This is a genomic window from Neorhizobium sp. T25_27, assembly GCF_002968565.1.
Classification (GTDB): domain Bacteria; phylum Pseudomonadota; class Alphaproteobacteria; order Rhizobiales; family Rhizobiaceae; genus Neorhizobium; species Neorhizobium tomejilense.
This window is the reverse complement of the sequence record NZ_PVBJ01000001.1, coordinates 210,402-235,022: the sequence shown is the minus strand read 5'-3', so window position 1 is coordinate 235,022 and position 24,621 is coordinate 210,402. Positions and strand designations below refer to the sequence as shown.

At 62.2% G+C, this 24,621-nt stretch carries 27 protein-coding genes; 14 read left to right on the top strand and 13 right to left on the bottom strand.

Annotated elements, in window-relative coordinates; genetic code table 11:
• Positions 1 to 10 precede the first annotated feature (10 nt).
• The 3 genes from C5J24_RS01260 to C5J24_RS01250 all read right to left on the bottom strand — a co-directional run bounded on the left by C5J24_RS01260 (position 11) and on the right by C5J24_RS01250 (position 2,571).
• On the bottom strand, positions 11 to 1,633 hold the full coding sequence (locus tag C5J24_RS01260; RefSeq protein WP_105415009.1) for an SDR family oxidoreductase: 1,623 nt from the start codon (positions 1,631 to 1,633) through the stop codon (positions 11 to 13).
• Complete coding sequence (locus C5J24_RS01255) at positions 1,630 to 2,040, bottom strand: thiol-disulfide oxidoreductase DCC family protein (RefSeq protein WP_105415007.1); 411 nt, start codon at positions 2,038 to 2,040, stop codon at positions 1,630 to 1,632. The genes C5J24_RS01260 and C5J24_RS01255 overlap by 4 nt, the downstream gene beginning before the upstream one ends.
• Positions 2,041 to 2,109: 69 nt before the next feature.
• Positions 2,110 to 2,571 carry an Lrp/AsnC family transcriptional regulator gene (locus C5J24_RS01250; protein WP_105415005.1) on the bottom strand — a complete coding sequence of 154 codons (462 nt, stop codon included), beginning with the start codon at positions 2,569 to 2,571 and terminating at the stop codon, positions 2,110 to 2,112.
• A 47-nt stretch (positions 2,572 to 2,618) separates the two neighbouring features.
• Here C5J24_RS01250 and C5J24_RS01245 point away from each other — a divergent pair, with 47 nt between their 5' ends.
• The 4 genes from C5J24_RS01245 to C5J24_RS01230 all read left to right on the top strand — a co-directional run bounded on the left by C5J24_RS01245 (position 2,619) and on the right by C5J24_RS01230 (position 5,912).
• Entirely contained in the window at positions 2,619 to 3,629 is a 1,011-nt protein-coding gene (locus tag C5J24_RS01245) for a threonine/serine dehydratase (protein ID WP_245446481.1), read from the top strand.
• Positions 3,630 to 3,712: 83 nt separating this feature from the next.
• Positions 3,713 to 5,410 carry an adenine deaminase gene (ade, locus tag C5J24_RS01240; RefSeq protein ID WP_105415001.1) on the top strand — a complete coding sequence of 566 codons (1,698 nt, stop codon included), beginning with the start codon at positions 3,713 to 3,715 and terminating at the stop codon, positions 5,408 to 5,410.
• A 50-nt stretch (positions 5,411 to 5,460) separates the two neighbouring features.
• Entirely contained in the window at positions 5,461 to 5,661 is a 201-nt protein-coding gene (locus C5J24_RS01235) for a hypothetical protein (RefSeq protein ID WP_105414999.1), read from the top strand.
• Positions 5,658 to 5,912 (top strand): hypothetical protein, encoded by a 255-nt coding sequence (locus C5J24_RS01230; RefSeq protein WP_105414997.1) that lies wholly within the window; start codon positions 5,658 to 5,660, stop codon positions 5,910 to 5,912. The genes C5J24_RS01235 and C5J24_RS01230 overlap by 4 nt, the downstream gene beginning before the upstream one ends.
• 1 nt (position 5,913) lies before the next feature.
• On the opposite strand, the gene C5J24_RS01225 is transcribed toward C5J24_RS01230, so the two are convergent.
• A complete protein-coding gene (locus C5J24_RS01225; protein WP_105414995.1) occupies positions 5,914 to 6,273 on the bottom strand; it encodes an Atu4866 domain-containing protein in 360 nt (119 codons plus the stop codon).
• Complete coding sequence (locus C5J24_RS31690) at positions 6,266 to 6,403, bottom strand: hypothetical protein (RefSeq protein WP_172723807.1); 138 nt, start codon at positions 6,401 to 6,403, stop codon at positions 6,266 to 6,268. Before C5J24_RS31690 ends, C5J24_RS01225 begins: the two co-directional genes overlap by 8 nt.
• A gap of 209 nt (positions 6,404 to 6,612) precedes the next feature.
• Between C5J24_RS31690 and C5J24_RS01220 the strand changes: the two genes are divergently transcribed.
• From C5J24_RS01220 to C5J24_RS01205, 4 genes are all read left to right on the top strand, one after another.
• Entirely contained in the window at positions 6,613 to 7,515 is a 903-nt protein-coding gene (locus tag C5J24_RS01220) for an AraC family transcriptional regulator (RefSeq protein ID WP_105414993.1), read from the top strand.
• A gap of 78 nt (positions 7,516 to 7,593) precedes the next feature.
• Positions 7,594 to 8,019, top strand: a complete 426-nt coding sequence (locus C5J24_RS01215; protein WP_105414991.1) for a helix-turn-helix transcriptional regulator — start codon at positions 7,594 to 7,596, stop codon at positions 8,017 to 8,019.
• Complete coding sequence (locus C5J24_RS01210) at positions 8,016 to 8,549, top strand: SRPBCC family protein (protein ID WP_105414989.1); 534 nt, start codon at positions 8,016 to 8,018, stop codon at positions 8,547 to 8,549. The genes C5J24_RS01215 and C5J24_RS01210 overlap by 4 nt, the downstream gene beginning before the upstream one ends.
• Before the next feature lie 110 nt (positions 8,550 to 8,659).
• Positions 8,660 to 9,073 (top strand): GFA family protein, encoded by a 414-nt coding sequence (locus C5J24_RS01205; RefSeq protein WP_105414987.1) that lies wholly within the window; start codon positions 8,660 to 8,662, stop codon positions 9,071 to 9,073.
• Positions 9,074 to 9,080: 7 nt separating this feature from the next.
• Here the strand turns inward: C5J24_RS01205 and C5J24_RS01200 are convergent, their stop codons facing one another.
• Entirely contained in the window at positions 9,081 to 10,730 is a 1,650-nt protein-coding gene (locus C5J24_RS01200) for an alpha-glucosidase (protein WP_105414985.1), read from the bottom strand.
• Positions 10,731 to 10,885: 155 nt separating this feature from the next.
• On the opposite strand from C5J24_RS01200, the gene C5J24_RS01195 reads away from it, so the two are divergent.
• Positions 10,886 to 11,800: a sugar kinase gene (locus tag C5J24_RS01195; protein WP_105414983.1), complete on the top strand. Its 915-nt coding sequence runs from the start codon at positions 10,886 to 10,888 to the stop codon at positions 11,798 to 11,800.
• Between the two features lie 154 nt (positions 11,801 to 11,954).
• Positions 11,955 to 12,473, top strand: coding sequence for a hypothetical protein (locus C5J24_RS01190; RefSeq protein WP_046633729.1), 519 nt, complete (start codon positions 11,955 to 11,957; stop codon positions 12,471 to 12,473).
• Between the two features lie 31 nt (positions 12,474 to 12,504).
• Here the strand turns inward: C5J24_RS01190 and C5J24_RS01185 are convergent, their stop codons facing one another.
• A complete protein-coding gene (locus C5J24_RS01185) occupies positions 12,505 to 12,912 on the bottom strand; it encodes an OsmC family protein (protein WP_105414981.1) in 408 nt (135 codons plus the stop codon).
• Positions 12,913 to 13,079: 167 nt separating this feature from the next.
• Between C5J24_RS01185 and C5J24_RS01180 the strand changes: the two genes are divergently transcribed.
• Positions 13,080 to 14,141: a glycosyltransferase family 1 protein gene (locus C5J24_RS01180; RefSeq protein ID WP_105414979.1), complete on the top strand. Its 1,062-nt coding sequence runs from the start codon at positions 13,080 to 13,082 to the stop codon at positions 14,139 to 14,141.
• Between the two features lie 54 nt (positions 14,142 to 14,195).
• On the opposite strand, the gene der is transcribed toward C5J24_RS01180, so the two are convergent.
• Together der and C5J24_RS01170 are read right to left on the bottom strand one after the other, a co-directional pair.
• The gene (gene der / locus C5J24_RS01175; RefSeq protein ID WP_105414977.1) at positions 14,196 to 15,623 is read right to left on the bottom strand and encodes a ribosome biogenesis GTPase Der; all 1,428 of its coding nucleotides are present in this window, start codon (positions 15,621 to 15,623) and stop codon (positions 14,196 to 14,198) included.
• Between the two features lie 31 nt (positions 15,624 to 15,654).
• Positions 15,655 to 16,326: a tetratricopeptide repeat protein gene (locus C5J24_RS01170; protein ID WP_105414975.1), complete on the bottom strand. Its 672-nt coding sequence runs from the start codon at positions 16,324 to 16,326 to the stop codon at positions 15,655 to 15,657.
• A gap of 266 nt (positions 16,327 to 16,592) precedes the next feature.
• Between C5J24_RS01170 and C5J24_RS01165 the strand changes: the two genes are divergently transcribed.
• Entirely contained in the window at positions 16,593 to 17,591 is a 999-nt protein-coding gene (locus tag C5J24_RS01165) for a polysaccharide deacetylase (protein ID WP_105414973.1), read from the top strand.
• Between the two features lie 378 nt (positions 17,592 to 17,969).
• Here the strand turns inward: C5J24_RS01165 and sbmA are convergent, their stop codons facing one another.
• Positions 17,970 to 19,250, bottom strand: a complete 1,281-nt coding sequence (gene sbmA, locus C5J24_RS01160; protein ID WP_105414971.1) for a peptide antibiotic transporter SbmA — start codon at positions 19,248 to 19,250, stop codon at positions 17,970 to 17,972.
• 128 nt (positions 19,251 to 19,378) lie between these two features.
• Entirely contained in the window at positions 19,379 to 20,557 is a 1,179-nt protein-coding gene (locus tag C5J24_RS01155; protein ID WP_105414969.1) for a YbfB/YjiJ family MFS transporter, read from the bottom strand.
• A gap of 202 nt (positions 20,558 to 20,759) precedes the next feature.
• Here C5J24_RS01155 and C5J24_RS01150 point away from each other — a divergent pair, with 202 nt between their 5' ends.
• The gene (locus tag C5J24_RS01150) at positions 20,760 to 20,975 is read left to right on the top strand and encodes a hypothetical protein (protein WP_046632826.1); all 216 of its coding nucleotides are present in this window, start codon (positions 20,760 to 20,762) and stop codon (positions 20,973 to 20,975) included.
• A gap of 49 nt (positions 20,976 to 21,024) precedes the next feature.
• Here the strand turns inward: C5J24_RS01150 and map are convergent, their stop codons facing one another.
• Positions 21,025 to 21,780 carry a type I methionyl aminopeptidase gene (gene map / locus C5J24_RS01145; RefSeq protein WP_105414967.1) on the bottom strand — a complete coding sequence of 252 codons (756 nt, stop codon included), beginning with the start codon at positions 21,778 to 21,780 and terminating at the stop codon, positions 21,025 to 21,027.
• 68 nt (positions 21,781 to 21,848) lie between these two features.
• Entirely contained in the window at positions 21,849 to 22,892 is a 1,044-nt protein-coding gene (locus C5J24_RS01140; protein ID WP_105400917.1) for an LLM class flavin-dependent oxidoreductase, read from the bottom strand.
• 252 nt (positions 22,893 to 23,144) lie between these two features.
• On the opposite strand from C5J24_RS01140, the gene C5J24_RS01135 reads away from it, so the two are divergent.
• Complete coding sequence (locus C5J24_RS01135) at positions 23,145 to 24,518, top strand: diguanylate cyclase (protein WP_105414965.1); 1,374 nt, start codon at positions 23,145 to 23,147, stop codon at positions 24,516 to 24,518.
• Positions 24,519 to 24,621 lie beyond the last annotated feature (103 nt).

The window sequence follows — 24,621 nt, the reverse complement described above, 5'->3', positions numbered from 1 at the left end:
GCGAACGCGCCTAGATGCGTCGAAGCCGGCCCCGATAATGAACGACCTTGCCAATCAGCGGCAGCGCGATCGGTACGTCGAAGCAGAAATCACCACCCTCCGCCCATTCCCGCGCCTCGCTTTTCGGCGCAAGAACCAGCGGCATCGGAACTGAGAAGACCGACCACCTACGCATCACCATCATCAGCCCGGAAGCGTCCGAAGGCAGATCGAAATAAAATCGCATCGGCCCGAAACGCTCGGAGATATAGCGCCCGCGTTGGCTAAGCTCGCTGCTGAAAACATGCCCGCCGAAATCGCGCGTCCAGCGTTCGACGCCATCGTTTTCCGAGAAAGCGACATGTAGCGCATGCTCTCCTTCTGGCGGAAAACCCATGATTGCCGCGACAAGTCGCGCCGGAAATGACCGCCCGCGCTCCACCGTGGCGGTGCCCGCCGCTCCCATATCTCCGAAAACGCTATGCATTTCCCGCACCGGCCCCGGCACCATATGGAACGCCTCGCCCATTACCCGCAGATAGAGCGGCAGATAGGGGGTGCTCTCGATCTCCCGGCAGATCGAGAGCCGGTCGAATTGCGGGATGAACGCCGCCAATGACAGCTCTCCCGCGGCCGATCGGGCACCGGGAGCTACCGTCCCCTCCGCTATCGCATTCGCGATCAACTGCGCCGCCATCGTCGGAATTTCCGGCCCGCAGCCATCTTCGGCGATCAACGTCCAGCGCCGGCTTTCGAACGCACCGCCAAGTGAGCCCTTGACCTCGATTGCCATGGCCGAACGATCCGTCCCGAACCGTGTGCTGAGCTTCTGCAGCGGCAGCAGCCAGCGGGCAAGCGGTCCGAGCGACGCGAACCATCCCCATTTCACCGGCCAACTCAGAATCCAGAGCGTCAGCAGTTGAAACGAAAACTCCGGCCCGGCACGGAAGATGGTTGCAGGTCGGCCCGGCACCCTTGCCGGTACGAGATCATGATCCGGCACATCCGACAGCGCGACCAGCCGCGAAATGGGCGCCTTGCTACGTATGCGGTAGTGTACGCGCTTCAACCGATGCCAGCCGGTCTCTTGCCGCCAGCGCCGGCCGTGCCAGAGCCGCACGGGCTTGCCCACATAGCTGAGGATCGCCGCCGCGACGGATGAGCCTGCCGTCGCTCGGTTCGAGGCGCTGATCGACATCTCGACGGAGCGCACGTCCTCCATGTCTTGCGCCAGTTCATCAATCACGGCACCGGACATGGCTGGCACGCTGGAAGCACCGGCCATCGCCACGACGCCGCGAGCACGCGCCGTCTCGTCCAGCACCGAAATGCCGTTGACGAAATCCCGCGCATCGGCCAGATCGATGTAATGGACCCCGCAGGCGATGCACGCCTGCGCCACCTGATAGCCGCTGCCCTGAAACGGCCCGGCTGCATCGATGAGTAGAAACGGGCAATGTTCCTCAAGGATCGGCGTCAGATCTCGGTTCCGATCCGCCACAAGCGGCATCGCATTCGGTAAGTTCTCTGCAAATCGCTTGGCAGCCTCGCCATTCCGGCCAGCCACCAGCACCATCCAACCATCAGCGGCGAGCCGCCGCGAAAGCCGCGCGCCGAAACCGCCATATCCGCCGAGAACAATGACCGTTTTCACAGGACGCGATCTGCATAATCCGCCGGAGGAACCCAGCAGGTCTCGCGCTGACCAAAAATCCGATAGCGGTTGCGGGCAATCCAGAGATAGAGCGGATTGCGCAGGAAAGGCGGCACCAGCCTCAAAACGGAAAACACCTTCCATGGCCAGCCAAGCCCGGCATAGATCGCAAGCACCGCATCGCTGTCGCGCAGCGCCTCGTCACCCTGCACCAAGATCAGCGTTTCCGGATTGGCCGGATCGATGCCGAAGCGGCGATAAAGCGTAGCTCCCGTTTCGTTCTGCATCGAGGCGAGACTGAACCACCGCGCCCGGTCGTGACGCAGCACGAACTGGGCGTTGGCCGAACAGAGAATGCATTGCGCATCGAAAACGATAATCGGTCCGGACAGGTCGTTGGCGCTCATGGCGCCACCTTATTCCGACAAATCAAAACCAGGCAATCGATATCGGTTTGCAGGCTTGACGTTGCTTCCTCACTCGACATGCACCGCCAGCGTCCGCTTCAACGTCTTCAGCACGACGCTTGTCGTGAATTTGCGGATATTCGGGTTCATCTCCATCATCCGGTCCGCCAGCACATCAAAATGCTCGACGGACTGGACCAGGATCACCAGCGTGAAATCGCCCCGGCCCGATGTCCCCCAGGCCTCCTGCACCTCCGGCGTATCCGCCACCCAGCGCAGGAACGGCGGCATGAGCTCCGGCCGGTCGCGCTCCAGCTCCACCTCGACCAGCATGGAAACGGCCATGCCCACCTTTTTCGGATCGACGATCGAAACGTCCCGCAGGATCACCTTGTCCTCACGAAGCTTCTGCAGCCGCCGCTGTGCCGAGGACGGCGACAGACCCACCCGCTCGGCAAGCTCGTTCAAGGTGATGGTCGCATCCCGCTGCATGAGCTTGAGGATTTCACGGTCGGCTTTCGTCAGGGCCATGAGAGGATTTCCCGTCTTGAAATCAAATCCGGGAAATATTCCTGGTCATGAGTATGACTTCAGGAATCCTGCCGGCTTTTCGTTGGCATCTTAACGCCATGACACAGAACCAGCCACACCCTTCCGCTGACGGTATCCTCGCTGCTTCGAAAAGCATCGATCCCGTCTTCACCAACAGCCCGCTGATCGAGCAACAGACGGCCAATACGGCTCTCGGCCTTCGCCTGCTGGCGAAAGTGGAGACGCTCAATCCGATCCGCTCCTTCAAGGGACGCGGCACCGACTGGTGGATGCAGAACGAATCGGCCGGCGACCACCCCGTCATCTCCGCCTCCGCCGGCAATTTCGGCCAGGGGCTCGCCTATGCCGGCCGGGCGCGCGGACGCAGGGTGGTGATCTTTTCCGCCACCACGGCCAATCCCGGCAAGGTCGAAGCAATGCGCCGGCTCGGCGCCGACGTGCGGCTGGAAGGCAGTGATTTCGACGCCGCCAAAGCCGCCGCGCGTGCCTATGCGCAAGCGAATGGCTGCCCCTTTGTCGAAGACGGCGCACTGCGGAGTATCGCCGAAGGGGCAGGCACGATCGCGCTGGAAATCACCGAGCGTCTCTCCCGGCAAGGCGTCGAACTCGACGCCATCCTCGTGCCACTCGGCAATGGCGCGCTTCTGACCGGGATCGGCACCTGGATCCGTGCCAAGGCACCCAACTGCAAGGTCATCGGTGTGGTCGCCGCCAATGCGCCCGCCATGAAGCAATCTCATGAAACCGGCCGGCTCGTCACCACGGAGACTGCAGCAACCGCAGCCGATGGCATCGCGGTTCGGGAATGCGTCCCTTACGCACTGGACTGCATGAGGACGACTGTCGATGAGGTTTGGGAAGCCAGCGAAGCGGCCATCCGCCAGGCGCGGGATTTCTGCCGCATCCACTACGGCCTCATTGTCGAGGAAGCCGGCGCCGCCGGCATTGCCGGTCTCCTGGAAAACGGCGCGAACCTCAAAGGCCGAACCGTCGCCACCATCCTCTGCGGCGGCAATGTCCGCACGGATATCGCATGACGTCTCGCCTGCATCGATCGCCCCTCCCCGTTTCCCCATTGAACGGTTAGGTTAGGCGACTGATTCAGCGCGAGGAGCCCGCCATGACCACCCGTCTCGAAACCCTCATCGACCAGGGCACCGGCCGCGAACCCGCCGATATCGTGCTGAAGGGCGGCAAATTCTTCGATCTCGTCACCGGCGAACTCGTCGCCTCCGACATCGCCATCAGCAGTGACCGTGTCGTCGGTACCTGCGGCGACTACGCCGGCAAGATTGAAATCGATATTTCCGGCAGGATCATCGTTCCGGGCTTCATCGACACCCATCTGCACATCGAATCGTCATTGGTGACGCCGCACGAGTTCGACCGCTGCGTCCTGCCCTACGGGGTGACGACGGCGATCTGCGATCCCCACGAGATCGCCAACGTGCTCGGGACCGAGGGCATTCAATTTTTCCTGGATTCCTCGCTGGAAACGATCATGGACATCCGCGTCCAGCTTTCCTCCTGCGTGCCGGCTACCCATCTGGAGACGGCCGGCGCCGACCTGCCGATTGAAAAGCTGCTGCCCTTCCGCGATCATCCCAAGGTCATCGGCCTTGCCGAATTCATGAATTTCCCGGGCGTCATTTATAAGGACCCGATCTGCCTCGCCAAGCTCGAGGCCTTCTACGGCGACCACATCGACGGCCACGCACCGCTGCTGCGCGGCAATGATCTGAACGGCTACCTCGCAGCCGGCATCCGCACCGAGCACGAATGCACGACCGCCGAGGAGGCGCTCGAAAAGATCCGCAAAGGCATGCATATCCTGGTGCGCGAAGGCTCGGTGTCGAAAGACCTCCACGCCCTGATGCCGCTCCTCACCGAGCGGCTGTCACCCTATCTGGCGCTCTGCACCGACGACCGTAACCCGCTCGACATCGCCGAACAGGGCCATCTCGACTATATGATCCGCACCGCCATCGCCCATGGCGTCGAGCCGCTCGCCGTCTACCGCGCCGCCTCGATTTCCGCCGCCAAGGCGTTCGGCTTGCGCGACCGCGGCCTCGTCGCCCCCGGCTGGCGGGCCGATCTCGTCGTCGTCGACAGCCTCGAAAACTGCAAGGCCGAGATGGTGTTCTCCGCCGGCCGCAAGGTCACCGACGAACTTTTCGCCACCCGCAGACCCGTCGCCCCGGTCGGCCTCGACAGCGTCAAGGCACGCCCGGTGCAGGCGATGCATTTCGGCATGCCCTCCACGGAGGGCGAAACGCCCGTCATCGGCGTGATGCCAGGCAAGATCATCACCGAACATCGCCGCTACCGCCTGCCATCGGCGGGCAACCAGACCGGCGTCGATCTCGACCGCGACATCATCAAGGTCGCGGTCATCGAGCGGCATGGCAAGAACGGCAACCATGCCAATGGTTTCGTTCAGGGTTTCGGATTGAAGAAAGGGGCGATCGCCTCGACCGTCGGGCACGACAGCCACAATATCTGCGTCGTCGGCGTCAGCGAGGACGACATGGCGATGGCCGCCAACCGGCTCGGCGAAATCCACGGCGGCTTCGTGGTGGTCGAGGACGGCAAGGTCACCGGGGAAATCGCCCTGCCCATCGCGGGCCTGATGAGCCTCGAACCCTATGAGGTGGTGCGCGACACCCTCCACCACCTCCGCCAGGCCGCCTACGCGCTCGGCACCACCCTCCAGGAACCCTTCCTCCAGGTCGCCTTCCTGCCGTTGCCCGTCATCCCCCACCTGAAAATTTCGGATAAGGGCATGGTCGATGTGGATAGGTTTGCGCTGATCGGGTGAGTTTGCAAATTCTCGACCGACGATTATCTTACTCGGAAATGAGGTGATCCATGACCAAGCTCGAGCAGATTGAAAAATCAGTGGCGCAACTTGACCCGAAAGAGCTGGAAGCATTCTCGCTCTGGTTCGAAGAGTTTCAAGCCGAACGCTGGGATCGGCAGATCGAAAAAGACGATGCGGAAGGCAAATTCGATCGCCTTGCCGAGGAAGCCCTGACCGAATTCCGTGCCGGCAAGACAAGATCGCTGTGAAGCACTATGCGACCGCAGGCTTTTGGGCCGCCTATGCAAAGCTACCCAAACAGGTGCAAAAGCTTGCCGACGAAAACTTCGAACTCCTGAAGCTGTATCCGAAGCATCCATCATTACATTTCAAGCGCATCGGCACACGTTGGTCGGTTCGGGTCGGAAAATCCTGGAGGGCGCTGGCCATCCAGGATGGGGAGGATTTCATCTGGTTCTGGATTGGCTCGCACGCTGACTACGACAAGCTGATCGGTTAGCTCACCGCCGCCTCAGCACCATCCCCCCATGATAGAGCACTCCGTCGCGGAAATCGCCGTCGGCGGTGAAACCGGTGTCGTCCTTGTAGTCGATATGGTCACCGGTCACCCAGTAGCGGCCCTCATAGGCCTTTTCGCGGGTGCCGCGCGCTTCCACATAGCGGCCGTTCGGCAGCAGTTTGTGGCGGATGTGGTTGTCCTCGGTCACCCACATTCCGGCATAGGGATGTTCGGTCATGGTTTTCTCCTCTTGCCTGATGTCGTGTGCAAGCGCCGTAAACGTCGCGACCAAGGTGAAGGCGGCGGCAAACGCCAGCGGGGCTCGGAAGCCCGAGGGCGCGCGAAAATATCGTTCAGCCATTGAGATATTCCCTCCTGAGCATCCGTTCGCGGCGGCGTCTTTCCGTGCCGCGGGAGCGTTTGAGGAAGCCGCCGGCAAAATCGGCGGCCCAATGGAAGGGGCTTTCAAGTAAGCGCTGAAAATTGCTCATCACCATCTCCATTTGCGTCCGGGCTGGTTTGATCGGACCAGCCGAATATGGTGCAAGGCAGCGGGCGAGCGGTAGACCAGTCCTCCGGCATGATTGCACGATCCTCCGAAGCTCATTTGAAATCGCCGGCAGCGCCACCATATGATGTCCACACCAAACCGCACGAATGCCGTATTCCGGGACATTCACACCTCCGCACGAGGCCTAAGATGGAAAAACTCGATCAACTTGCCCGGCTGATTGCACAAAACACCGATGGCGACGGCGTGTTCGAGACAGTGATCCCGCGCCTGTCGGTGATCCGGATGTCGAAGCCGACCGAACCGCTGCACGCCATCCATCAGCCGGCTGTGTGCATCATCGCCCAAGGGGCGAAACAGGTCATGCTGGCCGACGAGATCTTTCGCTATAGCCCCGGCCAGTATCTGGTCGTCTCGGTCGACATGCCGGTCACCGGCCAGGTCATTGAGGCTAATCAGGAAGAGCCCTATCTCTGCCTGCGCCTCGATCTGGACCTGAAGCTGCTGAGCGAGATGCTGGTGGACATGCCGGCAGCAGCAGGTGTCCCGGCCATGCGCAAGAAATGCATCGGCCTCAGTCACACCACGCCGGAATTCCTGGATGCCGCACTCCGCCTCGCCCAGCTTCTCGAGAAGCCCGACGAGATCGCCTATCTCGCGCCGCTGATCGAGCGAGAACTGATGTTCCGGCTGCTGCGTGGCGATCAGGCCGAGATGATCCGTCAGATCCTCGCCCCTGAAAACCGGCTGCAGCAGGTCAACCGGGCGATATCCTGGATCCGCCAGAACTTTTCCGCCCCCTTTTCGATCGAGCAGGTGGCGATCGAAGCGCGCATGAGCACGTCCTCGCTGCACCAGCATTTTCGCGAGGTGACGGCGATGAGCCCGCTGCAATACCAGAAGCAGCTGCGCCTGCAGGAGGCCCGCCGCCTCATCCTCGGCAATGCCATGGATGCCGCCACCGCCGCCCATCAGGTCGGCTATGACAGCCCCTCGCAGTTCAGCCGCGAATACCGCCGCCTGTTCGGCGCCCCGCCGATCCAGGATATCACCAAGCTCAGAAGCGAACCTGCCCGCTACGCCGAGGCCTGATCCGCCCTAATCTCTCCTCCCGAAAATTATTCAACCGATCGGTTGACAATAAAATCCTGTGCGCGCATATTCAACCACATGGTTGAATTACAAACACATCCAATCGATACGGTCTTTCACGCCCTCAGCGACGGCACGCGCCGGCGCATGCTCCGCGAGCTGGCACAGGGCGAGCGCACGGTCAGTCAGCTGGCCGAGCCGCACGACATGTCGCTCGCGGCGGCCTCGAAACACATCAAGGTGCTGGAAGGCGCCGGGCTGATCCGCCGCGAAATTCACGGCCGCACCCATCTCTGCCGCCTCGAACCCGGCCCGCTTGCGACCGCCCATGAATGGCTCACCTTCTATGAGCGCTTCTGGACCAGCAGGCTCGATATCCTGGAACGCCTTCTCAGGGAGGAGGACGCTCAAAAGAGTGCCCGGGACGAAATCCGGAAGAGCCCGCTGAAATCCCCTGCCCCACGGAAATCTGACACTGAACCTGAAACGGGAGAAGACCAATGAACGACATGACATCGTTGAACAAATACGGCGCTGTAGCCGAACCTTTCGCCTTCGGCATCCAGCGCCGGCTGCCTGGCCCCATCGAGAGAATCTGGAATTACCTCACCGACAGCGATCTGCGCCGCCAGTGGCTCGCATCGGGCATCATACCGGCGCAGGCAGGCAGTTCCTTCGAACTCACCTGGCGCAACGACGAACTGTCCGACTCGTCGGAAGGCAAGCCTGAGGGCTTTCCCGCCGAACACAGCATGCAGAGCGAGGTGATCGCGTTCGAGCCTCCGCATCGCCTGGTCTTCTCCTGGCCGCCACGCGGCGAGGTCAGCTTTGAACTACAGCCGGCCGGCAGCGAAATCCTGCTCACCGTCACGCACCGGCGGATCTCCGATCGCCGCAACATGGTCATGGTCGGCGCCGGCTGGCACATGCACCTCGATATCCTGGTTGCCCGGGCGACCGGCGCCAAGCCGGAACCGTTCTGGGAAGGCTGGAGTCGCCTCAAGGAAGAATACGACCGCCGCATCCCGGCCTGAAGCATCGTTGTCGCCTCCGCCCCATGGTCCCGAGGACGCCTCGGACCCGGGCGGAGGTCTCAGCCGAACCCTTCCGTCCGCGGTTGGCGCCATCCCCATGGAGACAAGATATGAGCACCTCTTTTACGGGCGGATGCGCCTGTGGCGCACTTCGTTATGAGATCTCTGCCGAACCGGCGGTCATGGTCGATTGCCAGTGCCGCCAGTGCCAGCGCGAAAGCGGCACCGGCCACGCCTCCCACCTCACCTTCCCAAGCGCTGCCGTCAAGGTCGAGGGTAAGGCGACCCATTGGGAGGCGACCGGCGACGGCGGAACGGTCAAGAGGCGGGCCTTCTGCCCCACCTGCGGTTCGCCGGTCTACATGACGTTCCCCGCCATGCCGGACTATTTCGTCATCCGCGCCGGCAGCCTCGACGATCCGGGCCGGTACAAGCCGCAATTCGTGACCTGGCACGCTGCCGGCCACGCCTGGGACCATCTCGATCCGGCCCTGCCGAAATTCGAGAATATGCCACCGACTTAAAAAGCCTTCACACCCGGGCGCAGAACACGTCGAGGGCGTCGAGCTGCACCACGCCCTTCTCGAGCCGCGACATGAAGCCCGGCAGGTTGACCGGCAGGATCTCGCTGAGCCGCTTCGGCAGGGTGAAATCCTGGGCCCTGCGGGTCAGGTTGAAGATGAACAGCAGTTTTTCGCCGCCCTTTTCGCGCACGAAGGCGAGCAGGTCCTGGTTGGTATCGAGGAAGGTCATGTCACCGTCGACGAGCGGCGGATGCGCCTTGCGGAAGGCGAGTGCCGCCCGGTAATGGTGCAGCACGGACTCCGAAAGCCCCTCCTGCGCATCGACGGCTCGCGCCGCATGTTCGCCCGGAACCGGCAGCCAGGTCTTCGAGCCCGTGGTGAAGCCAGCATGCGGTTCGCTTGCCTCCCACACCATCGGCGTGCGGCATCCGTCGCGCCCCTTGAAGGCCGGCCAGAAGCGGATGCCATAGGGGTCGCGCAGGTCCTCGTAGGAAAGCTCCGCCTCGGTCAGCCCCAGCTCCTCGCCCTGATAAAGGCAGATCGAGCCACGCAGAACCGAGATCAGTGTGATCGACAATTTGGCGACGCGATCCTGCTCTTCCGGAGCCTCGATGAAGCGGGTCACGTGCCGCATCACGTCGTGGTTGGAAAAGGCCCAGCACACCCAGCCGTTGGTCACCGTGTCCTGCACGGTCGTCATCACCTTGCGGATGTAGGCGGCATTGAAGGCCGGGCCGAGCAGGTCGAACGTGTAGCACATGTGCAGCTTATCATTGCCGCTGGTGTAGATCGCAAGCGTCGTCAGCGAGCGCGGGCCGTCGCCCACCTCGCCGACCGTCGCGCGCCCCTCGTAGGTGTCGAGCAGCGCCCGAAGCCGCTTCAGGAACTCGATGTTCTCCGGCTGGCTCTTGTCATAGAGATGGTTCTGCATGGAATAGGGATTGGTATCCGTCTCCATGCCGGCGCCGTCCGTGTCGTAGACCATCGGCGGGTTGTTGCGCAGCTGCTTGTCATGAAAATAGTAGTTGACCGTATCGAGCCGGAACCCGTGCACGCCGCGGTCGAGCCAGAAACGCACCGTGTCCAGCATGGCGTTCTGGACATCGGGATTGTGGAAATTGAGATCCGGCTGGGCGATCAGGAAGTTGTGCATGTAATATTGCTTGCGCACGCCGTCCCATTCCCAACCCGGCCCGCCGAAGATCGACAGCCAGTTGTTGGGCGCCGTGCCGTCCGGCTTGGGGTCGGCCCAGACATACCAGTCCGCCTTCGGATTGGTGCGGCTGGATCGGCTTTCGACGAACCACGGATGCCGATCGGAGGTGTGGGAAATCACCTGGTCGATGATCACCTTCAGCCCCAGGCGATCGGCTTCCGCCATCATCTCGTCGAAATCGGCCAGCGTTCCGAACATCGGGTCGACATTGCAGTAGTCCGAGACGTCGTAGCCCATGTCGGCCATCGGCGAGGTGAAGAAGGGCGAAAGCCAGATCGCATCGACGCCAAGCGAGGCGACATGCGGCAGGCGCTCGGTGATGCCCTTGATGTCGCCGATCCCGTCGCCGGTCGTGTCCTGAAAGGAGCGCGGATAGATCTGGTAGATCACCGCGCCGCGCCACCAGTTTGCATCGACCGCCTTCACCGCCTGCGTCGCCATCTTTGGACTCTCCTTCCGTCAAATGTTCCAGGCCAACCTAGTGCCCCCGGCTTAAAAGACAACGCAAAAGCAAGGCTCTGCCAAGTTCCGAGACTGCTCCCTTGCCACGGCTGAAACTTCGGCCTATGCGAATTTCAAAACACGGGAGAGATGCAATGGGCGGACGGCTTCTTTCGATCGGCGAATGCATGGTGGAGCTGTCGCAGGCGGGCGAAGGCCTGTTGCGCAAGGGCTTTGCCGGCGACACCTTCAACACCGCCTGGTACGCGCGGGCCTGCCTGCCGGCCGAATGGTCGGTGGATTATTTCACCGCGGTCGGCGACGATCCGCTGTCGACCGAAATGCTGTCGATGATGAGGGATGCCGGCATCGGCACGAGCTTCGTCCGCCGCATCGAAGGCAAGACGCCCGGCCTCTACCTGATCACGCTCAAGAACGGCGAACGCACCTTCAGCTACTGGCGCGATACCGCCGCCGCCAGGAAACTCGCCGACGATGCCGACCATCTGCGCAGTGCCATCGAGGCTGCCGACATCCTCTATTTCTCCGGCATCACGCTGGGCATCCTTAGCCCCGAAGCGGTCGAGACGCTGCTGTCGGAACTGCGCCGCGCCAAGGCTTCCGGCAAGATGGTCGCCTTCGACCCGAACATCCGCCCCCGCCTCTGGCCGAACGGGGATTATATGCTGCAGACGATCGAGGCAGGCGCCCGCGCGGCCTCGCTGGTCCTGCCGAGCTTCGACGACGAGACCACCCATTTCGGCGACGCGACGGTGGCCGACACCATCGCCCGCTACCATGCGCTCGGCGTCGGAGACGTCGTGGTCAAGAACGGCGCGGATGGCGCAACGCTGAGCTTCGCAGGCACCGCTCCCGTCCATGTCCCTTCGGTCAGGACCGCTGAGCTCGTCGACACCACCAGCGCCGGCGACAGCTTTAACGGCGCCTTCCTGTCACGCCTCGTCCGTGGCACCCCGCCGGCACAGGCCGCGGCCTACGGCGCCTCGGTCGCGTCCGTCGTCATCGGTCACCACGGCGCCCTCATCAGCCCGGCGCTGCTGCCGGGCTGAACACCGACGGACACAGCCGACAGCGACCGACGGCAGAGATCGAAACCGGCGAAAATGTCCGGCTGATTTCCTCGCTGCGTCATAAATCAATTCTCAGTCATTATGTGACAGGGTTGGGATCGATGAAACGATCGCTCTCAACGAGGAACAGAAAATGCGTATCGCGCTTGCCTTCCTGACCGTCCTGGCCCTCTCCCCGGCCGCACACTCCGCTCCGATCGATGCCCTGACCAAGGCCGAAACAAAGACCTACGAGGCATGGGGAAAGCTCGGCCTGACGGAGCGTCTGGTGACCTTCGTCACCGCGCCCTCCACCGGCTACGGCATCTATCAGGAAAAGCAGTCCAGCATTTTCAAGCCGGGTGAAAAGGTCATCACCTATGTCGAGCCGATCGGATTTGGGTGGAAAGAGCTTCCCCACGACATGTACGAACTCAACTTCGTGTCGGACCTGAAGATCAAGGCGGCGAACGGCGAGGTCATGCTCGACCAGAAGGCCTTCTCCACCAATGTCCTGCAGAGCCACAACGCCAACATGGAATTCTCCATGGATTTCACCCTGACACTGACGGGCGCGCCGGCTGGCAAATATACCCTGACCTACACGATCCACGACATGAGCAGCGGCCAGACCTCGACGTTCGATCAGGAATTCACCATCGCTGCCAACTAACGTCCCGGCGTCGGCTGCCCTCGCTCGAGGGTCAGCCGGCAACCCGGAACGATACCGGAAATCCGCGCATCACCGAATTGGCGACCGTGCAGACGCTTTTCGCGCGTTCGATCAGGGCCCTGGTGTCGGCACCGTCGCCCGAGGTGCAGATGACGTCGAGTTCGGCGCCGACGGCGACCAGCGGCGCGCCCTCGAGCTGAAGGGTGACGCTGACGGCGATATCCTCGATATCGATGTTCATCTCGTGCGCCGCATATCGGAGGTCGTTGCAGAAACACCCGCCGATCGCCAGCGCCAGAAGCTGCGCACCGTTGAACCCGAGATTGCGCCCGCCGGCCTTGCCCTCCGGCCGGTCGACGACGATCGTATGGCTGCCGGCCCACCCCAAAGCCGCCTCGGTTCCGGCCACATTGCGAAGCTCGACGATCGACGTAATCATGGGCAATCCTCCTCAGCTGATCTGATGATGCTACCTATCTGAAATTCGTTCAACCTTTGCCCGACACGCCCCCTTCATCAGCCTGTAACAAACTTTTCCGATAGAGGGCCGACAACGCTCCGTCACGCGCGAGTCGTGGACGGATCGGCAACCGGGTTCGGCCTTCCATGACAAGAATAACCATCGTGACGGATGCCTGGTACCCTCAGGTGAACGGCGTCGTCCGTTCGATCGAGAATACCAACCGCGAACTTGCCCAGATGGGCGTCGACGTGACGATGGTGACGCCGCAGGATTTCACCAGCGTTCCCTGCCCCACCTATCCGGAGATCCGCTTGTCAGTCGCCACCTACTGGCAGATCGCCAGTGCCATCCAGGCGTCGATGCCGACCGCCGTTCACATCGCCACCGAGGGCCCGCTCGGACTGCTCGCCCGCCGCTGGTGCCTCAAGAACAACATCCCCTTCTCGACCAGCTATCACACCCGTTTTCCGGAATACGTGTCGGCGCGCTTCCCCATCCCGGTCCGCTGGCTGCATGGCTTCGTGCGCTGGTTCCACAATGCCGGCAATGGCTGCATGGTGGCGACCGCCAGCCTCGAGCGCGAACTCGCCAAGCTCGGCCTCAAGAACCTGCTGCGCTGGAGCCGTGGCATCGACCAGACCATGTTCCACCCGATGGATCTCGACGAGCGTCCCTTCGACCTGCCGCGCCCGATCTTCATGACCGTCGGCCGCGTCGCGGTGGAGAAGAACCTGCCCGCCTTCCTCGATCTCGACCTGCCCGGCTCCAAGGTCGTGATCGGCGACGGCCCGGCCCGCGCCGACTTGCAGAAACGTTATCCGAACGTGCTGTTCACCGGTATCAAGACCGGCGAGGATCTCGCCCGCGCCTATGCGCAGGCCGACGTCTTCGTCTTCCCCTCGAAGACCGACACGTTCGGCAACACGATCCTCGAGGCGCTGGCCAGCGGCGTGCCGGTCGCCGCCTACCCGGTTACCGGCCCGATTGACATCATCGAGGAGGGTTCCGGCGCCGGGGCACTCAGCGAAGACCTGCGCGAGGCCTGTCTTGCGGCGCTCGGCTGCTCGCGCGAAAACGCAAGGCAGCTCGCCCGCAAGTTCACCTGGGAAGCGGCTTCGAAACAGTTCCTGAACAATGTGCTCATCGCCCAAGGGCGGCCGAAACTGCCGGCCCCACGCGGCGGAATTCGACCTTCGGCGGTGTAGTCGCTCGCTTTTGGCACCCTCTTCTCCCCGCTGGGAAGAAGAGGGCAGTATGCCTTACCGCTTCTTCTTGCGTCCCTCGAACGGGTTTTCACCCGCCTTGAAATGCATGCGGATCGGCACGCCCGGAATATCGAAATCGGCGCGCAACCCGTTGATCAGGTAGCGGATGTAACTTTCCGGCAGCGCGTCGGGCCTGGTGCAGGACACCATGAAGGCCGGCGGGCGGGCTTTGACCTGGGTCATGTACTTCAGCTTCAGCCGGCGGCCGGAGACGGCCGGTGGCGGATGCTGGGTCTGCACGCCGTCGAGCCAGCGGTTGAGCCTGGCGGTCGAGATGCGCTTGTTCCACACTTTGTCCGTGTCGATGATGCTCTGCATCAGCTTGTCGAGCCCGTAGCCGGTCTGGCCGGAAATCGGCACGGCGCGAAGCCCCCGCGCCTGCGGCAGCAGCCGCTCGGTCTTTTCGCGCAGATCCGCGAGCACCGCCTGGGTATCCTCAACGAGATCCCACTTGTTGAAGGCGAGCACGGCGGCGCGGCCTTCACGCAGCACCAGGTCGACGAGCTGCAGGTCCTGTTTTTCGAACGGAATGGTCGCGTCGAAAACGATCACCACCGTCTCGGCGAACCGGATCGAGCGCAGCGCATCGGCAACCGAGAGTTTTTCGAGCTTCTCCTGGACGCGCGCCTTCTTGCGCATGCCGGCGGTGTCGAACATCTTGATGGTGCGGTCGCGCCATTCCCATTCGACCGAGATACTGTCGCGGGTGATGCCCGCTTCCGGTCCGGTCAAAAGGCGGTCCTCGCCGAGGAAGCGGTTGATCAGCGTCGACTTGCCGGCATTCGGGCGGCCGATGATGGCGACACGCAGCGGCTTGGTCTCGTCGTATTCCGGCTCGGCCTCGTCCTCGCCCTCATCCGCAAAATCGGAATCCCGGACGTCTATATTGGTCTCCGCCTCGTCATCGTCTTCCGGAAACGCCCGCTCCTCGCCGAGCGCCTCGACGATCGCGTCGCGCAGGTCGATCATGCCCTGGCCGTGTTCGGCCGAGATCGGCACCGGCTCTCCGAGACCCAGCGTATAGGCATCGTAGAAACCGGCGTCGGAACCGCGCGCTTCCGACTTGTTGGCGACCAGCACGACCGGCTTGCCGCTGCGGCGCAGAAGCTCGCCGAAGGTCTTGTCGAGCGGCGTCAGGCCCGACTTCGCGTCGACCACGAACAGCGTCAGGTCGGCATCGTCGACCGCAGCCTCGGTCTGGGCGCGCATGCGGCCCTCGAGCGTCTCGGGTCCCGCCTCTTCGAGACCGGCGGTATCGATGATCGTGAATTTGAGGTCAATGAGCTTCGCGTCGCCTGGGCGGCGGTCGCGGGTGACGCCCGGCGTGTCGTCGACAAGCGCCAGCTTCTTTCCAACCAGGCGATTGAAAAGCGTGGACTTGCCGACATTCGGGCGTCCGACGATGGCGACGGTGAAGCTCATTCTGTATCCTTAAAGCCCTGGGCGAAAACCGTCAGGGCGCCTTGCCTGAAGAGGCGATGTTGTCGAGCATGATCTGCGCGCGGTTGGCGACGTTACGCGGCGCAGAGGCATCATTGGCAATTTGCTGGAACCATTCCTTGGCTTGCGCGAAGTTGCCGGCCTTGTAGGCGGCAAGACCAAGCGCCTCGCGGGCGGAATTGGCAAGCGGGTTGGCCGGCACCGCCATCGGCTGCACTTCGGCGGCCACCTGTTCATAGGTACCGTTGTCGATCAGCAGCCATGCGGCGCGCATCCTGGCAAGGTCGCGCATCGCCTGCGGCGCTGCATTGTCCTTGCCGATTGCCGAGAAGGTGGCGATCGCCCCGGCTGCATCACCCTTGGACTGCTGCACCGAGCCGGCGCGCAGCTTGGCGAGCACGGGATAGGCACCGGTGCCGTCCTTTTCGAGTGCTCCGAAGGCGGCGAGCGCCTCGTCGTTCTTGTTTTCCGAAGCAAGCTTCAAGGCTGCCAGGAAACGGTCGCCGGACTGCGAGGAATTATGCGTGTCCCAGTACTCGTAACCGCGGTAGCCCGCCGTACCGACGACGATCAGCACGGCCACACCGATCACGATCCTGCCGTAACGCTGCCATGCACCCCTGAACTGATCGGAGCGAAGTTCCTCGTTCACTTCGCGAATAAAACTGTCGTCGTCCTGCGCCATCAAAGTCTCCGGCCCAACCGGCCCATCATGCGGAAAAGCGCCTTCTAGCCTATTTTCCCTGAGATGTAAGGCCCCCCTTAACTCCTGTCGCGCAAAAGTGGGCGCCGGTTTTGCCAAGACGGTGAGCGCAAAGCCAAAAACACCCGCCCGGGAGCGCTCGTAGGCGGCCTTTCGGCAGGAATCCGCACTTAAACCCAACCGCTCAAAGCTTTGCCTTATTCAGCGGCCACAAAGCCGGCTGCCCTTTGCCATGATTCAGGTACCTTATGCGTTCGCTTGCCCTCCCCCTCGCCCTCTGTCTTCTCGCCGCGCCCGTCGCAGCCAACGCCGCCGACAATACCTCTGGCAACCCGAAACAGCTGGTGATGGTCTCCTTCGACGGCGCCGGCGCCAACAATCTCTGGCAGCGCAGCCGCGATCTCGCCCGGCGCACCAATGCCCACTTCAGCTATTTCCTCTCCTGCACGCTGGTCATCGAGCGCGCCAATGCCAAAAGCTATCAGGGGCCGAACGAGAAGCCCGGCAAATCGAATATCGGCTTTGCCCAGACGGCTGCAGAGGCCCGCGAAAGGCTCGGCCACGTCTGGCAGGCGCATCTCGAAGGCCACGATATTTCCAGCCATACCTGCGGCCATTTCGACGGCAAGGACTGGACGGCGGCAGATTGGACCACCGAGTTCAGTACCTTTCACGACGTGATGACCGATGCCTGGAAGACCGTCGGCGCCGGATCGGAGGAACCTCCAGGTTGGAAGAATTTCGTCGCGACCGGGATCACCGGTTTCCGCGCTCCCTATTTTTCCATCGGTCCCGGCCTGGGCGAAGCCGAAAGACGGGCCGGCATCCGTTATGACGCCAGCCTCGTCACCAAGGGGCCGACGATGCCGGAGGAAAAGGGCGGCCTCATCCGCTTCGGGCTGCCGCTTATCCCGGAAGGCCCGGCGGGTCGGCCGATCATCGCCATGGACTACAACCTCTTCATCCGTCATTCCGGCGGCATCGACAATCCGAGCAGTTCCGCCGAATTCGAGGAGCGCGCCTATTCCGCCTTCAAGGCCGCTTTCGACAAGGAATATGACGGCGACCGCATCCCCCTCCAGATCGGCCTGCATTTCGTCGAAATGAACGGCGGCGCCTATTGGCGGGCAATGGAACGGCTCGTGACCGAAGTCTGCGGCAAGCAAGACGTCGCCTGCGTGAGTTATTCGGCGGCGATCAGGCTGATCCGCGAACGGGAGAAACCGCGGGTGGCGTCAGGGCTGTAGGGGTCCTTTGCCGGGGACGATTTCCCGCGTCTGCGGAAAACCGGTCCAGCCTCGTCAACCCCTTACCCGCATTCACGTCCCCGTCCATCCCCGCCTCCCGAAACCCGCTCCATAATCGACCCGTCATCGGATGGGAAACCGGGTTCGCGAACCGGCATTCTCCTCCAAGGGTTCTCGGACCCCGGTTTCCGGTGACGGCCGTCGAACGTGGTGGAACGGGAACTGACAACTCCCGAAAAGCTGCAGGAACCGGTCGGAGCAGGCAAAACCACCTACCTCCCATATACTCGACGCCGCCTGCCCCATTCCCAAACCAAAACCGCGCCGGGGTGACGTCCGGCGCGGCCAAAAATGCTGTCCTAAGACCTGTTACCCAAATCAATAAGGCTTGTCGGCCGCCAGCTCGCCGGCTTCGGCTTCCCGCTCCAGGTAATGCTGGTCGATGGTCGGCAGGGGCTGATCGTCTATGGCCGCTTCGAAGGCCTTGAGGCGCTTGTGGATGGAGAGCAGTTCGATGATCGTCGACCAATAGCTCACAAGATATTGGAAGCTGTCACTGACTTGGCCGAAGGCGGTGGAAATCTGTTGCCAGATGCCGAGCGTAATACGGCCGGCGACGAAAGTCGGCACCAAGATAAACATAAGAAAGATCGCGTCCAACTGGCCAAACGAATAACGTGCGACGTTGAAATAGAGATAGTGCCAGTACATTCGGAAATAGTTGCGCCGCACGTTACCGAACAGTTCACGTATGGTGACCGGATCGGCGCGATCCACATGGTCCTCACCATAGACCAACTCCTTGCGGTACGCCGCCTCGACGCGCTGGTTACGGAAATTCAGCCCCGGAAGCTTGATGCCGGCAAGCGCCAGAAGGCCGGTGCCGAACAGTGACCAGATAATGGCAAGCCAGAAAAGCGCATGGGGAATGGCGCCTATGATGGGAAGATCGCTGACATGTTGGGACATATTGAACAACAGGGGCAGAAAGACCACCAGCGTCATCACGGAGTTGATGAGGGCCACGCCTAGTCCTTCGAGAATATTGGCAAATCGCATTGTGTCTTCCTGCACACGTTGCGAGGCTCCTTCAATGTGACGGAGCTTGTCCCATTTCGACATGTAGTAGTCGTTCATCGCGGTGCGCCAGCGAAATACGTAGTGGTTGGTGAAAAAGGCGGTTACGACGCTGAGAACGACCCCGACGAAACCTATCTCGAAGAAGCGGAGTTGGAAATCGTAGAACTGCCATGCCGTAATGCCCGGTTCTCGGGCCAGTGCGCGCTGCAGGAGATCGAAGAAGGGGCCACGCCAATTGTTGACGGCGACGGATATCTGGACGCTGAAGTACGCGATAAAAATGATGAAAGCGGAGCCCCAAATTGACCAGTTCGCCCACGGATGATCCCGCTCGATCAGCTTCCAAGTGGAACCGAAGAGCACTACGAAGATCGTGAAATACAAATAGAACCAAAGATTGTCCGATGTGAAAAAGAAGCCCAGCCCAACTGGTGGCTGCACGCCCTCTGCAAGCGGCGGCAACCCAACGGCCGCCCCAATCTGCGGTCCAACCGTATACCAGACAAGAATACAGATCAGTGTCCAGATCGCAGCAGAAGTAAAGAACAGTTTAGGTCGGGGAAAGAATGAGTGGAACACGGAGCTTGGGCTTTCCTGAGTTCGAGTCGACGGGATGTCGGAACGACTATTGAGCCGGAAACTAAGGCAGTTCCAAGGGAGCGGCAATGGCCGCGTTCCGTGGTTACGTAATTGTAACCGTGGGATTATTAGGAGGCGCTGCGCGCAACCGGGAGTGCGAGCAGGACGCAGACGACAAGCGCCGCCGCCGCAATCAGCGTCGGGGCGACAAAACTGCCGCCGCTTGCTTCGGCGATCCAGCCGGCCACGAGCGGGCCGATGATCTGGCCGGTGCCGAAGGCGGCGGTGGCCGAGGCGAGCGCCCGGCGCGGGCTTTCCGGCGAGAGTTTCCGGCCGATCTGCAGCCCATAGGCGGTGATCACCATGAAGGTGACGCCGAGCAGCAGCCCTCCTACAAGCGCCCCGACGGTCGGCGGCAGCATCACCGAACCAAGCACCCCGACCATCTGCAGCCCGAGTGCTGCGGTATAGGCCCTGGCGAGCCCGAAGCGATTGAGCACCGGCCGCCACAGGATCAGCGAGACGGCGGCGGCCGAACCGGTCAGGAACCAGGCCAGGAATTCGACGATCGGGCCGGCATTGCCGATCCGCGCGATGGTGACGAGGAAGGTCGCGGTGATCACGTAGCCGAAGCCGAACAGGCCGTAGGAGGCAGTGAGCAGCACCAGCGGCCTGCGCCATTCAAGCGGCGGCTCGACCACTGAGCCGGTGCCGATCGCCTGTTTCGGCAGGATCCAGGCGACTGCGGCGAGCACGACGAGCACGATCGCCGCACCGGCAAGCCAGTTCATGCGCCATCCATGTGCGCCATCGCCGGCCATCGCGTTGACGACGAAGACCAGCGCCGAAGACAAGGCGATGCCAAGCCCGACACCGCCGAAATGCAGGACGTTCACATTGTCGCGGCCGACCGCATAGGGCAGCACGATCGACGAGGTGAAGATCATCGCAAGCGCGCTCGCAAGCCCTGCCAGAAACCGGATGACGGTGAAGGCGACGACGGAGTTCGTCGCAGCCATGGCGGCAAGCAGGATCGCGGTCGCCAGAAGCCCGCAGAGCGCCACCTTGCGCTCGCGCCCGGCCGCCCAGCCATAGGCCGACAGGATGGCGCCGGCGAGATAGCCGGCGAAATTGCCGGCCGCGATATACCCCGCGTCGGCCGCCGAAAGAGGGATTCCCGTCATCATCCCGGGCAGGATCGGCGTGTAGAAGAAGCGCCCGAAACCCATCGCCGCCGCCATTGCGATCGAGCCGGCAAAGCCGATCAGCAGGGGGCGGTGCGAATAACTCGTATTGATCTGCAGCATGGAACGGTTATCGCAGCCGCGCCCGGCCGCGGCAAATAAGGAATTTTCATTGCAGCGATGCACCGGAATGATGGATCGATATACAAGCGATCGTGCATGTGCCGCGACGATTTGGTGCAGTGCATGACGGAAATCGTCTTGCTGCTGACATGAAAGCCAGCCAATCTCTCACCCATCGCCATCGGGGCGCGGAGGCATGCGCATGGAACATGACCTGACCCTATCCGAAGTACTCGTCGATCCGTTGATCACCCAGCTTCGCCAGGCCGACTCCGTCGGTTACGCCGCTTTTGCACAATTGCTGCAGAGCGCAGCCCGCGTCCATACGCGCCAGATGCTTGGAAACCTTCAGACAGAGCGTACCGACGCCTTCTATCGTCGTGTCGATGCCGTGTCTGCCGGCAACAAACACAACTGACCGATCTGCCGTAACGGCAGCATTTTTCCGTAACGGCAGAAGTCTTCGCTCAATCGGCGAGGGTCAGGATCAGCGGCCCGTTTCGGGTCGCGACGATCGTATGCTCGTATTGCACGGTGGGTGCCTTGGGATCGCTGTAAAGCGTCCAGGGGTCGCCATTGCCGCCGTCCTCGGCCCAGTTGGCGCCCAGCGACAGGAAAGGTTCGACGGTGAAGACCAGCCCGTCTTCCATCGAACGCGTCTCATGGCGATCCGGCCAGGTCGGGATTTCCTTCGGCTCGTCATGAAGTGTCAGGCCGATCCCGTGGCTCGAAAGATTGGTGATCAGCGTATAGCGGTTCTTCTTGGCGAAGGTCCCGATCGCATTGCCGATGCCGGAAAGCGGCTTGCCGGCCTTGACCTGCTGCAGCCCGGTCCAGAGAGCACGGCGACCGTCGCGGCAGAGCTTTTCGATCTCGCGCTTCACCGGCGGCACCGCGTAGGAGGAGCCCGTATCGCCGAAGAAACCGTCCTTGACGGCCGACACGTCGATATTGACGAGGTCGCCCGCCTGGATCACCCGATCGCCCGGAATGCCGTGGGCGACTTCCTCGTTGACGCTGATGCAGGTGGCGCCCGGAAACTGGTAGCAGGTCTCCGGCGCCGACTGCGCGCCGTTGTCCTCCAGGAACTTGCGGCCGATCGCGTCAAGCTCGCGGGTGGTGATGCCCGGCTCCAGTGCCTTCGCCATGGTCTCCATCGCCTGCGCGCAAAGCCTGCCGATCTCCTTCAGCTTGGCCAGTTCGTCTTCGGTGGAGATAACCATGGTCTGCCTAACGTCCTAACGCGTCCTGTCTCGATCAGGCGCCGGTTTCGCGCCATCGGCCGAGCCCGTCAATTCTTTTCTGATGGCCCCAGTTCTTTTCTGACCAGCGGCGCCACTTTCGTGCCGTAGAGCTCGATGCCGCGCATCACCTGGTCATGCGGCATCGGACCGATCGCCATCTGCAGCAGGAACCGGTCCATGCCGAACACCTTGTGGGCGGCGATGATCTTTTCGGCCACCAGTTCCGGCTCGCCGAGGAAGAGATTGCCGAGCGTCGAGCGCGCCTCGTCGAAATGCGCCCGGTTGGTCGGCCCCCAGCCGCGTTCGCGGCCGATGCGGTTCATCACCTCCGCCTGCGGGCCGTAGAACTGGTCGGCCGCCGCCTCGGTCGTATCGGCGATGAAGCCGTGCACGTTGATGCTGGTCTTCAGCTTGGCCGGATCCTGGCCGGCGCGGCGGGCGGCCTCGCGGTAGAGGTTGAAGAAGGGGGCGAAGCGCGGATATTCGCCGCCGATGATGGCGACCGCGAGCGGCAGGCCCATGGCCCCTGCCCGCGCTACCGATTGCGGCGTGCCGCCGACGGCGATCCAGATCGGCAGTTCCTTCTGCAACGGACGCGGATAGACGCCGCGACCGTTGATCGGCGCGCGCTTCTCACCCTGCCAGGTGACGATCTCCTCGTCGCGGATGGCGAGCAGCAGGTCGAGCTTTTCGGTGAACAGTTCGTCATAGTCGCCGAGGTCGTAGCCGAACAGCGGATAGGATTCGATGAACGAACCGCGGCCTGCCATGATCTCCGCTCTCCCGTTCGAAATGAGATCGACGGTCGAAAATTGCTGGAAGACCCGCACCGGATCGTCGGACGAGAGCACCGAGACGGCGCTGGTCAGCCGGATGTTTTTGGTGATCGCCGCTGCCGCGGCAAGCACGGTGGAGGGCGACGAGACCACATAGTCGGGGCGATGATGTTCGCCGAGCCCGAACACGTCGAGCCCCACCTGATCGGCAAGCGCGATCTCCTCCAGCAGATCCTTGATCCGCCTTGCGCCTTCCGCGCCCTTGTCCAGCGCCGCGGCATCGACATCGCCAAAAGTATGAAGCCCGAGTTCCATCTTGCAAAAATCCATTCGTTGATGCCCGTCAGATAGTTATCGGGCTTGCTTGGCGCAAATGCTATTCTTTCGAAGGGAACGTTCGATGGAATCGATGGGTGCCGGGGCGACGGCCGTCGCCGACCCCCGTGACTTGGCAACCGACACGGGACTACGAGATTTTGGACGCAAACATAGGTTTAGATTCTAAGGGAATGGTAATCCATCGGGCATATTCTTCCCGGCCAACAGGAACAGCGTTTAGGCAATCGAATGAATGACGGCACCGGAAATCGGCCCGACTCGGACTTTCCGAACCTGCAATCATCGAATGACATCCTTATTGTCGAGGATTCCGCCGCCCTTTCGGCCTTGCTGCGACAGCGGATCGAGCGGGAGACTGCCGGCAGGACCTTTTGCTGTGCGAGCCTGGCTCAAGCCCGCATGCTACTGGCGGGGCAGAAGTTCACCCTGGCCCTGACCGGCCTCAATCTGCCTGACGCGCCCCACGGCGAGATTCTTGCCCTGCTTGCCGAATACGCGCTTCCGACGATCGTCTTCACGGCAACGTCCGAGACGGAGGCCACCATCCGCTATACCGAGCGGAAGATCATCGACTACATCGTCAAGAGCGACAACACGACGGTCGATACGGTCGTCAGGACCGTGAACCGCATCCTGACCAACGGCGCCTTTTCCGTTCTCGTCGTCGATGACGCGAGATGGGCCCGCTCCGGTCTGGTCGAGATCATGCAGCGGCAGAACTTCCGTGTCCTCGAAGCCCTTTCCGGCAAGGAGGCCCTGGACATGCTTGCCGACAACCCATCGATCGAACTGGTCATCACCGACTACAACATGCCCGACATGGACGGACACGAGCTGACGAGGCGCATTCGCGCAACCCGGCCTTCGGACGAACTGCGCATCATCGGCGTTTCGTCCTCGTCCGACCGAGGACTTTCCGCAAGCTTCCTGAAGGCCGGCGCGTCGGATTTCATCTACCGTCCCTTCGTCCCGGAAGAGCTGCAATGCCGCATCGACAACAATGTCGAAACGCTGACCCAGCTGAAGCGGCTGCGTTACCTGGCGGAGCGAGATCACCTGACGGGCCTCGCAAACCGCCGCTTCTTCTTCGAGAAGAACCCGCCCCTGGAGCCTGCACCGGCAAACGACGCGGTTGCCATCCTCGACATCGACCATTTCAAATCGGTCAACGATACCTACGGCCATGAGGCCGGGGACCAGGTGCTGAAGCGTCTTGCCAGCACCCTCAAGGAGATGACCATCGACAAGCGATACCTCGCCGCCCGCCTCGGCGGCGAAGAGTTCGCAATCTACATGAAGGATACCAATGCCTTCCAGGCCCATTCCTTCTGCGAGCAGGTACGCAGCCGCGTCCAGACCACCAGCATCCCGGTGCAGGACAAGGACATATCGGTGACCATCTCCATCGGCGTCATGGAAATGGAGGAGCGCGAGACCTTCGGAAACCAGCTCAACGCCGCCGACCAGCTTCTCTACATGGCGAAAAAGAACGGCCGCAACCGCGTCTATTCGAGCCTGACGATACCGGAAGCGCTGATCCCCCAGCCGCAGGAACCGGAGGAACCCCGTACCCGGGTGACCCGGCGCCCCGGCACCCGGTAACTTGTCAGACGGAATTCGAATCCGTTTTCAAAGACTTCCGGCTACCTTTTGAATCGATTTCGAAAGCGCCTTGAGGTGAACCGCCCGAGCCTGGCCCGGGCGG